Source organism: Paracraurococcus lichenis, from assembly GCF_030657435.1.
In the GTDB taxonomy this organism is placed as follows: domain Bacteria; phylum Pseudomonadota; class Alphaproteobacteria; order Acetobacterales; family Acetobacteraceae; genus Paracraurococcus; species Paracraurococcus lichenis.
Map to the genome: position 1 here is coordinate 1 of NZ_JAUTWS010000125.1, position 9318 is coordinate 9318.

Genomic DNA, 9318 nt, shown 5'->3' on the forward strand with positions numbered 1-9318 from the left:
GCCCAGGCTGAAGCCATCCAGCAGCAGCAATCGCCGCTGCGGCAACAAACCGCCGCGGCGCAGGCCGAAGCCCTGAACATGCAACGGTGGCGGCCGCGCGCCCAATAGCTCGGCCTCGGTCACGGCCGCCCCCGCTTCCAGAACATCGCCCGCCAAGCGCGGCCAAAAGGGTTGCCTGCGCTCCAGCCGGCAAGCTCAGCCTCAGTGCGCGCGGCGCGAGCCTCGGCCTGCTCGGCCCGATGCTCGGCCGCCCTCGCCTCGCCCTCAGCAGCAGCCGCGGCCATCCTGGCAGCCTCACGCTCAGCCTCGTGCACGGCGGCCCTGGCAGTAGCCTCCGCCACCTCCGTCCGCGCTGCGGCTTCCGCCTCCGCCAGCCTGGCCGCTGCCCGGCTCACCTCCAGCTCGGCCGCAGCCTGGAGCTCCGCCACCCTGGCCCGGCCGCGCTCAAGCTCGGTCCGCAGCTCCGCCTCGCGCGCCCGGCCCTCGGCGGCCTGCACCTCCAGCTCGGCCATGCGCAGCCGGAGGCGGGCCAGCTCCTCCTCCCGCTCCGCCACCGCGCTCGGCAGCAGCTCGTTGCGGCCAGCCGCCAATCCGGCCAGCAGCTCACGGGCATCCTTGGCCCGCTCCCTCGGCACCCAGCCGGAGACTCGTTGCAGCCCATCGGCCTGCCGGGCCTCGCGGTAGCGGCTCTGCCGATCCTTGTCAGACAGGGGCTTGCGGTCGTGATCACTCACGACGCATCACGGCAAGCTCGCGTTAGCGCTCACGGGACGCCCCATAAGCCATTGTTCCCAAACGGCTAGGAAAGCGGACCGCTAACGAGTGCCAACTTCATTGGCGCGTGACAAGCCCGTTGTCGCTCACGGGCAGCCGTGACCGCCAACGGACGATCACGGGCGCCAGGCTGCTAGGGGGCCTGCCGGGGCTTCCGTCGCGGCGTCTCGGCGGCAGGGCGGGGCAGCACCGGTGCCGGCTGCCAGGCCTCTAGATGCCCGGTCCAGCGCTCCAGCACAGGCGCAGCGAAGGGGACGAAGTCCTCCGCCGTGGCCCCCTGGAGACGCAGCGGAGCGGGCTTCAGCCAGTCGGTCATGGCTTCACCCCTCCCAGACTTCTATTCGCGGCTCTGCACGCGAAAGCACCCCTCACGGTGCCGACCCCCAGCCCTGAGAGATTTCCAGCGTCAGGGCCTCCGCCTGCCAGGGGCCAGGGAGAAGGGCCTCCAGCCGCCGCGCAGCGTCGTCCGCCGCCCAGGCCAGGCTCAGCATCAGGCGGCCGGCCGCCTCGGCCTCCAGGCTCCAGGACAGCGGTGCAGGCTGACCCGGCCGCAGCCATGGCGGCGGCACCGGCAGCCTCCAGCCGTGGTGGCGGGACGCGTAGGGGGTTCGCAGCCGGAAGGTCAGGCCGGGCCCGGCCGCCAGCTCTACCGCTCGGGCCTCGGGACCGGCCAGCTTCACCAGCTCGCCGCGGGCCAGGATCACCGGCAGCACGCGGTCGCGGATTGCTACCGCCCGCTGCATCGCCGCCGGCACCCTCATCAGCAGCTCCAGTTCCTCGGCCAGTGGTGGTCACGAGGGCAGCCGGCTCCGGCTCCGGTGCGGGTGCCCAGGCCTCAAGCTGCGCTCGGAACACCGCTGCCGCCCTCGCAGCCGCGCCGTCGTCCTCTCGCGCGCGTTGCTCGGCGTGTACCGCGTGCTCCCGCAGCGTGTCCCGAAGCTTTGTGCCTCCCATCTCACGCAGCGGCGCCATGAGGTCTGCGCGTTCCAGCAGCGGATTGCCTTGCTTGGCGAGGTCGAGGAACAGGGTGCGGGCCTGCGCCTGCGCCATCGGGTCGCTTGGCCGTGCCGCATAGCGCGCAACCAAGCTCTCCACCTCGGCCGCGGTATAGCCCGCATCCCTGGCGGCGCTGCGCTGCGGCGCGGGTGTCGGAACCGGTGGACGGCTCAGCAGCCACAACGCCTGCCATCGCGCGGTCCATCGCTGGCTGATCGGCTCCAGCACGCGGCGCGCGTCTTCCGCTGAAATCCAGAACTCGGATCGCACCAGCCGGCGCGACTCTGCCGTGAAGCACGCGGCAGGTAGATCGCCCAGCATCTCCGCCCATGCGTAGGCGATCACCGGCAGGTCCTCGGCAGCCGGCGGATTTCTCACCGCAGCAGCGATTGGCAACAGCCAAGCCATGATCCGCGGCCCGGTCACTGGCTCCATCAGCAGCGCTTCCAGCCGGTCGGCTTCCTGCTTGGCCGCAGCACGCTCAGCGTCGGTCAGAGGCGGCGGGGTGTACCGCTCCTTCTCGTGCCACTTGCATTCGTCGCTCGTCAGCAGGGTGACAGCATTAGCAACTCGCGGCGGAAGGGGGGCATCGGGCGGCAGCAGCGATGGCACCCGGCCTGGCGCTCGGCTCGGAGCCTGGCGCGGCTGTGGCACAGGGGGGCGGGCCTCACGAGTCATGGCGTGACCTCCGTCGCTACCCCGTCGAAGTCGTAGGGCTGCATTGGCGGGCCCGGCATCCAGCACGCGGCCAAGCCGGGGTAGCCGGCCAGCTTGCTCGGCTTCGGGGCTGTCCACGGGCGATTGCGGCGTCTCACCTCTTCGAGGCACCAGCCCTGCCAGGTCGCGTCCCAGTCGGCCTTTCGTCTGGCTTCCCCGCGCCCCCAGGTTCGGAACCGCTCCAGCAGCTCCTCTGGCTCCACGCCCCGCTCCAGGGCGAAGGCGATGCCGTCGGGACCGGGATGCCACCCTTCTGGAAGCTCCGTTCGCCTCGTTCGCCTTGGGGGCCTCAGTGCGGGGGGTTGCGGGGGGGGAGCGCCGACAGGCGTCTGCCCCCCCTGCACCCCCGAACGAAGTGAGGGGCTTCTTTCTTTTATCTTCCTCTCTCTCCTTTGGGTCTCACTGGTGGGACTCCGCAGAGTCTCACCAGTGAGACTCTGCAAAGTCTCACTGGTGGGACTTTGCCCGGCTGCCGCGGGCGGCTCGGGCTGTGCCGGCGGCGGTGCCACGAATGGTTCGGGCGGCAGTGTCGCGCGCGGCCCGGTAGGGGGCGACTGGAGGGTGTCGAGCTCCAGCCGGCGGCGCCGGGTGGGCCGGCTGTTCTTGTGCATTTGGTACCCGTCGGCAGCACAGATGCCGCGGTCTCTTAGGGCGCGAAGGTTGCGGTTCAGGGTGGCCTTCGGCTGGCCCGTCAGCGCACACAGGGCTTTAATGCCGGGATAGATGCCGCCGCCGTCCTCATGAGCGTGAGAGAAGAGGGCGATGGCGACCACCCTCTCGCTAGGGATCAGATCAGCCGGCAACGAGAGCATGAAGTCCCGAAGGCGCTGGAAAGGGTGCCGCTTCGGCGTCTCTTGCGACATGTCGCTCATGCCCGGCCCCTCCCGACAAACATGCCTCGCCGCTGCGGCTCGGGTAGGCGCCAGCGGCTTTGCGGGGGTCGGGCGGTAGGGTGGGCGCGGCTGGCGCTGTCGAGGCCCTGGAGGCCCCTCCACGGGGCAGCTAGGTCCATGCGGACAGGAAGGCGCGGGCGGGCGGTCATTGCCCAGGCGGTCAGCATTGGGTCACGTCCCCTAATGCCGGCCGGATTTCCGAGAATTTCGGAATGCGGAACGGGTGGCACGGCCCTTGCCCGGCGCATGCGCGCCGGCATAAGGTCGTAACAGCCCGTTCCGATCCGCAGCTCGCGGACCGGTCGGTTTCTTTGGATGAGGCCCCGCCCTTCGCTTGGCCGCTGGGGGGCGGGGTCACTCATTTCTGGCGGTTGCCAGACGGTCGAGCCTACGTAGCCGGCCGATTCCGCGCCAGCCCGTTTCAGCAGCCCGGTCATGCCGCGCCTCCGGCGGCCGGATCCCGGCGCGGGTTGAACCCCTCCAGCTCCCGGATTTCGTTGAGGTCGAGGATGCTGTGCTGCGCCGCTATCGCGTAGCTCTGCCACCGCTGCGCGGGATCGCCGCGCAGCAGCCCCGTCAGGTCCAGCTCCAGCTCCAGATCGGCGCCATTGAGGCCCAGCACCGACCGCGACCACTCGGCCTCGAACTTGGTGCACCAGGCCGTCAGTGTGCTTTGCGCGAAGAAGCGGATCAGCGTCTCGGAGTTGGAAAAAGTCCCGTGCGAGAGATCGCCGATAATTGGCGCCGGCACCCCGAACAGCCGGGCCAGCTCCTCCACCGTGAAGCGCCGGCTCGCCAGCAGCTCGGCATCCTCGGGCGAGACGGACATGGGCGTGAACTTGGCGCCATGGCCGAAGACTCCGATGCGCCGCGTATTCCGCGCGCCGCCATAGGTCTCCTGCACCATCTCGCGCAGGGCGGCGGCCGTGTCGCGGTCTAGCGGCGCATCCACACTCACCACGCCCGACAGGCTGGCGCCGTTCGCAAGCATCGCGCCGGCGGCTTCCTGCACAGCGAGGGCGCAGCCCAGCACCTCCGGCGCGCGCGACAGCCGCGATCGACCCAACAGCCCGTCGTCGGAGCGGTCGCGGAGGTGGAACACCTCGCCGTCCAGGTAGCGGCGCGGCAAGCCGGTGCCGCCGAACGCGGAGGTGTAGGCCACCACGTCATGGGCCAGCCGGCCGCTTGGCAGCAGCATGGGGGCGACGTTCTGCCACGGCACCGGCACCAAGCCAGTCGGGCGGCCGGCGCCGTCATGCTCCACCACGGCGAGCGCATTGCCGTGGAGGAGCACCTGGCTCATCAGCCACTGCACCAGGTCGGGCCAGGTTTGGCGCTGCGAGGGCCGGCGCAGTAGTGCGGCCACCGGATGGTCCATGACTTCCTGCCGGCCACCAGGCACGCGGCGGTACAGCCGCGGCGGCAGGCTCGCCATGCTGGAGGCCACGGCATCGACACACGCCGTCACGGTCGCCAGGTTCTCGGCAATCCGCGCATTCACAAGTTGCCCGGCTGCGGTCGGGCCGCGGGTGAAGGCGGAGTTGCCGCCCAGGCCCATGCCGCGCACCTCCGGCACCGGCGCCGCGCGGCGAAGCACGCGGGCGAGGAAGTCGCGCATCACAGCGTCTCCACCCACAGCCGGCGGAGGCGGGCGGAGGCCTCCAGGCCGGCACCGCGCGCCCGGGCGGAGATGCTGGTGGCGGCGTATGCCGGGAAGGCCTGCACCACGCTCACCTCCACCAGTTCCACCGCGCGCAGCTCGCGCCGGTTCGCCGCGGGCCACCGCTCATCCACCACCCGGAAGCCGAAGCTCATGCCGCCCAGGTCGCCGCGCTCGGCCAGGGCCAGCACGTCGCGGCCAAGCCCCGTGTCGGGCACGTCGAGCTCGAAGCGCAGCCCGCGCGCATCCTCGGCCAGCCGCAGCGTGCCGGAGCCGGTGCGCGCCAGCAGCCGCGACGGGTCATGGTCCACCAGCGCCAACACGTCGCGCCGGGCTGTCAGGGTCGCGGCGAAGGCGCCTGGCAGGACGACTTCCGTGAAGCCGCCGATGTTGGCGGGCGAGTTGAAGGCGGCGGCGTAGCCCTCCAGCCGCCGCCCGGCAGCGCGCAGCTCCAGGGCCGCGCGCCGCTCCAGCCCATCCGCGAAGCGTACCGCGGTCACGTCACGCCACGATGTCTTGGATGGCCGCGAAGCTCTCGGCGTGACGCGGCGCAACGTCGCACGTCATCATGCCGCGCACCTGCACGTTGCCCTTGCTGTAGGCCGTGCTTTCAAACGGATTGATCGTCAGCTCGAACTCCGACCACACGGCCAGGATCAGGTCCGACCAGTTGCCGAAGATCAGGGCGGAGAGGTTCGTGCCGGTGCCCTTGGTCAGGTTGCTCGGCACGGAGTTGGTGAAGGCGCGCGGCATGTTCTGGAACACCACGTCGAGGCCCAGCGGCTCGTTCTGCGATGTCTTCAACTTCGCCGCGGCACGCTTGACCTTCGTGTTGCTGACAAAGGCCATGGCATCGCCGGCACCGTTGGCATCCTCCACCTGGCCCATGAGGTCGGCTACGGCGTCATAGGTCAGCGCGCCGCCGTTCGTGCCCATGACGACGCTGCCGACGCCACTGGCATTCAGGATGCCCGTCGGGTCATTGCCAGCGCCGGTGCCCTTCAGCGCCGCAGCGTCCAGCGCCTCGGCCAGCAGCGCCGCGAAGTCGGCGCGGACAAGCTGCTCCACGTCGGGCGAGGCCTGCATCAGCAGGTTGCGCGACAGCTCCACGATGGCGCCCGCGTGCTTCGGGCGGAAAGCCGTCTTCGCGTACTGCGGATCGCTCGCCGTCAGCGGGGCATTCTCCGCGACCCAGCCAACGGTCGCGCTCGCCTTCAGCTTCGGAATGTCGAGATTGCCGACAAGGCCCGTGATCATGCGCGCGCCCAGCCGGCGCACGACGGTCGCATTGCGGAGCCGGTCGATGTACTGCGACCCGTCGAGGTCGGTCGCAATCAGGTTGCCGCCCGGCCCGCCCACCGGCGCGGCGCTCGTGACCACGCGTCGCTCCATAGGCTCTTGGAAAACCGCCATAGGCACGGCGATGCCCTGGAACGGCCGGCCGGCACGGCGCGCCAGCTCCTGCGACAGCTCGCGCTCGCGGCCGGCATCCACGTTGAGGCCCGGCACCTGGCCCGCGATGGCGCGCACCAGGCTAAAGCCCCGGAGTTCGCGGTCCAGGTTGCGGTCGCCCGTGCCGCCGATCGGCTGCGCGGCCGCGCGGCGCTCCATCTCATCCACCGTCGCCTGGCGCTGGACGCGCTGCTCCAGGGTGTCGGCCTCGGCCTTCAGCGCGGTAAAGCGCGCTTCCTGCTCGGCCGAGAGGTTGCCGCCGTCACCGGCCGGGGCATTCAGCAAGCCGCGCATCTCGGCGGCCAGGGCGGCACGGCGCTCCAGCAGCTCTCGCATTGTCATTAGGGTCGCTCCGTCATCATGGGGGAGCCGTCGCGACCGGCCGGTACAGCGGAATGGCACTCAGCGAGCGCCCGATATGCGGCCAGGGCCGCGCGAAGAAGCTGCGCCTTGGTGTCGGCGCAGCGCACCACCACGCGGCGGCGGCTACCGAGGCGTGGGAACATCAGAAACGGGCCGCCGGCACCGCGCGCCAGGGCCGCGCCCGCCACCGTCAAGGCGCCGTAGGCCAGCGTCATGCTCGCCAGCACCTCGCCACCGCGCTCGAGCGGGGTCGGCGGCGTGTGCAGCTCCAGCTTTTGAATGCTGAAGACCGGGCTCGGGCTCATGCGGCCCGGCGCGCGCGATCCGCTGCCGACAGAGAGGCCAGGACAGACGCGAAGACGTTGCCGGGGATGATGGTTCGGCGGTTCGGCAGATGCGGCAGCCGGAGCCCGTCGCGCGGCTCGCCGTCCTCATCGAAGGCGGGGGCGGGCGGCTCGAAGAACAGCGCCGTGCCGCCTGGCGCAGGCAGCGTGATCACCACCTCGGGCCAGGTCGCGCACACCTCCACCGTCGCGCCGATCAGCCGCGAGGATCGGCCTTCGCCGCGCTCTGCCAGCACCGCGTGCTCGGCCAGCAGCATCGTCAGGGTCTCGCCGGCAGGCGGCGCCGCGGCGAAGCTGCCGTCCGCGCGCTCCAGCGACCGATGCCGGGGCGGGGTGCCGTCCAGCGGCAGGTTCCACAGGGTGCGGGCAGCGGCGACGGCGCCGACGATGCGGCGCGCGCCGTAGAGCGCGAAGGCCAGCCGCACGATGTGCTCCGGCTGCATTTCCGGAAATCGCCGGCCGGAGGCCTTGGGCAGGACCCCGGCGATGATCAGCTCGCGCGCCACCGCGCGCACGCTCGGCAGGTTGTCCCCGCTGGTCCGGCTCCAGGCTGCGACCAAATCCACCACGGTTGCCATGCTCATCACCGCTCCGTTGCGGTGATGAAGCCTCAAGCAAAGGGGGTTTTCAACCTAAAGTTTCTCATGTTTCAAGGCAGTTTTCGCAAATGACAACTAAGTTGTCGCTCGTTCCGATCATGTATTCCGAGGATATCGGATATTCGGAGGTTTTCTGTGGCTATTTCCGACGCGGTGCGGTGCTTGCTGCCGACTAGTACCTCGGCAGTGATTTTGACCGGTTGGATGGCGGCAGCACGGACCGTCCAGCCGCCCCCCTGATTTGGGCTCCGCGCCCATTTCTCATGGGACCTGCAAAGGCTCACCGGTCGGGGCGTTGTCAGGCAGGTGGGACGGCGGTTGAGGACGCGGTCGGTGGCACATTCCATGGACATCGACGCAAAGCTGAATACCGTTCAAGCCTTGCTCGCGCGGGTGCGGGAGCGCCTTGCCATAAGCCAACAGCGCATTGCTCGCAGCGAGATCACACTGGCACAGTCGAACCGCTTGATCTCGGAAGGCCCTTCGGTGGATGGAGGCAAGCCCGTGTCGGAGAACCAGTCAGGGGGCGGCCCAAAACATGACGGCGCAGACCCTGATCCGCGCCAAGCCGAGGCACGGCGCGAGGCAGCTGAGGTCCGCCGCGAGGACGCCGCCAAGCAGCAGGCCTCCGCCGAGACCGGCCGTAGAGCCGCTGAGGAGGATCGGGTCGTCTCGGAGGAGGGGCGCCGCACCAGCGAGGAGATACGCGAGGTGGCCGAAACTGTCCGGTCCGCTGCCGAGGACGCGCGGACGGCGGCGGAGGAGGTGCGTGAGGCCCGCGAGGAGGTGCGTGAGGCCCGCGAGGAGACGCGCCGCTTGACCGAGGAGGTCCGCCGACTAACCGAGTTGAGTCGCGCCGAGGCCGAACGGCTCCGGGCTGAAGCTGAGGCTGAGCGCGCCGCGGCTCAGGAGCAGCGCGGCATTGTCGAGGAGATGCGCCGGACAATGCAGCAGGGCGTGCTGCGACGGGGCGACGGCAAGTAGGCCCGAAAGGCCCGCCTTTCGCCCCAACCAGCTACTCGGAGGAGCCTACCCGCGCCCGAACCAAGGTGGCGTAGGACCGTGAGTCCGGAGAAGCGATCCGGCAAGCGGTCAAAACCTCTGTGCAGAGATACTAGACCAGCAGCCCCGCGTGGCGCCGCGAAGATGCTTCGGCGTGCGCTGCAATAGGCTACGCGGCTGAACAGCATGCCGCCGAAGTATCGCGCCCCGCCACGGCCGGAACGGAATTGCGGCGAATACTGCCGGGCGGCAGTTGCCGCCGGGAGGTGCGGCACCTGCGCTTGTGGCGACTTGCCGGATACTTGTTTCGCTGCCGGATAACAGCCGTTATGGAAAAACCGGCGGAGGGACCCCCTGCATCTCACAGGCGTTGCCTCGCCATGACAGTCGAACGAATGCGCCAGCACGCCGCCCGTCTCATCACCTGCGCCGAAGCCCGCGAGCGGGCCGCCGGGACGGGCGATGCCGCTGCGGCCGCCCGTCTACGCGGCCTTGCCGGTCGCATGCAGGCCATCGCG

At 70.3% G+C, this 9318-nt stretch carries 10 protein-coding genes; 1 reads left to right on the plus strand and 9 read right to left on the minus strand.

Translation table 11 applies throughout. From position 1 onward, the window contains the following. Nucleotides 1–119: 119 nt before the first annotated feature. The 9 genes from Q7A36_RS36265 to Q7A36_RS36300 all read right to left on the minus strand — a co-directional run bounded on the left by Q7A36_RS36265 (nucleotide 120) and on the right by Q7A36_RS36300 (nucleotide 7777). A complete protein-coding gene (locus Q7A36_RS36265) occupies nucleotides 120–734 on the minus strand; it encodes a hypothetical protein (RefSeq protein WP_305108671.1) in 615 nt (204 codons plus the stop codon). Between the two features lie 173 nt (nucleotides 735–907). After that, a complete protein-coding gene (locus Q7A36_RS36270) occupies nucleotides 908–1090 on the minus strand; it encodes a hypothetical protein (RefSeq protein ID WP_305108672.1) in 183 nt (60 codons plus the stop codon). Between the two features lie 52 nt (nucleotides 1091–1142). Further along, nucleotides 1143–1535 (minus strand): hypothetical protein, encoded by a 393-nt coding sequence (locus Q7A36_RS36275; protein WP_305108673.1) that lies wholly within the window; start codon nucleotides 1533–1535, stop codon nucleotides 1143–1145. 909 nt (nucleotides 1536–2444) lie between these two features. Next, a complete protein-coding gene (locus tag Q7A36_RS41860; protein WP_370655772.1) occupies nucleotides 2445–3359 on the minus strand; it encodes a helix-turn-helix domain-containing protein in 915 nt (304 codons plus the stop codon). Between the two features lie 454 nt (nucleotides 3360–3813). Beyond that, on the minus strand, nucleotides 3814–4938 hold the full coding sequence (locus tag Q7A36_RS36280; RefSeq protein WP_305108674.1) for a phage portal protein: 1125 nt from the start codon (nucleotides 4936–4938) through the stop codon (nucleotides 3814–3816). A gap of 59 nt (nucleotides 4939–4997) precedes the next feature. Next, on the minus strand, nucleotides 4998–5540 hold the full coding sequence (locus Q7A36_RS36285; protein ID WP_305108675.1) for an HK97 family phage prohead protease: 543 nt from the start codon (nucleotides 5538–5540) through the stop codon (nucleotides 4998–5000). A gap of 1 nt (nucleotide 5541) precedes the next feature. Further along, complete coding sequence (locus Q7A36_RS36290; protein ID WP_305108676.1) at nucleotides 5542–6828, minus strand: phage major capsid protein; 1287 nt, start codon at nucleotides 6826–6828, stop codon at nucleotides 5542–5544. A gap of 5 nt (nucleotides 6829–6833) precedes the next feature. After that, entirely contained in the window at nucleotides 6834–7160 is a 327-nt protein-coding gene (locus Q7A36_RS36295; protein WP_305108677.1) for a hypothetical protein, read from the minus strand. Continuing rightward, entirely contained in the window at nucleotides 7157–7777 is a 621-nt protein-coding gene (locus Q7A36_RS36300) for a hypothetical protein (protein ID WP_305108678.1), read from the minus strand. The genes Q7A36_RS36295 and Q7A36_RS36300 overlap by 4 nt, the downstream gene beginning before the upstream one ends. A 366-nt stretch (nucleotides 7778–8143) precedes the next feature. Here Q7A36_RS36300 and Q7A36_RS36305 point away from each other — a divergent pair, with 366 nt between their 5' ends. Continuing rightward, nucleotides 8144–8782, plus strand: a complete 639-nt coding sequence (locus Q7A36_RS36305; protein WP_305108679.1) for a hypothetical protein — start codon at nucleotides 8144–8146, stop codon at nucleotides 8780–8782. Nucleotides 8783–9318 lie beyond the last annotated feature (536 nt).

Bases quoted from the DNA above. Each gene is read 5' to 3' on its own strand.
- Q7A36_RS36270 (WP_305108672.1), bottom strand. From the start codon at position 1,090: ATGACCGACTGGCTGAAGCCCGCTCCGCTGCGTCTCCAGGGGGCCACG.
- Q7A36_RS36275 (WP_305108673.1), bottom strand. From the start codon at position 1,535: ATGAGGGTGCCGGCGGCGATGCAGCGGGCGGTAGCAATCCGCGACCGC.
- Q7A36_RS41860 (WP_370655772.1), bottom strand. From the start codon at position 3,359: ATGAGCGACATGTCGCAAGAGACGCCGAAGCGGCACCCTTTCCAGCGC.
- Q7A36_RS36280 (WP_305108674.1), bottom strand. From the start codon at position 4,938: ATGGGCCTGGGCGGCAACTCCGCCTTCACCCGCGGCCCGACCGCAGCC.
- Q7A36_RS36290 (WP_305108676.1), bottom strand. From the start codon at position 6,828: ATGCGAGAGCTGCTGGAGCGCCGTGCCGCCCTGGCCGCCGAGATGCGC.
- Q7A36_RS36295 (WP_305108677.1), bottom strand. From the start codon at position 7,160: ATGAGCCCGAGCCCGGTCTTCAGCATTCAAAAGCTGGAGCTGCACACG.
- Q7A36_RS36300 (WP_305108678.1), bottom strand. From the start codon at position 7,777: ATGGCAACCGTGGTGGATTTGGTCGCAGCCTGGAGCCGGACCAGCGGG.
- Q7A36_RS36305 (WP_305108679.1), top strand. From the start codon at position 8,144: ATGGACATCGACGCAAAGCTGAATACCGTTCAAGCCTTGCTCGCGCGG.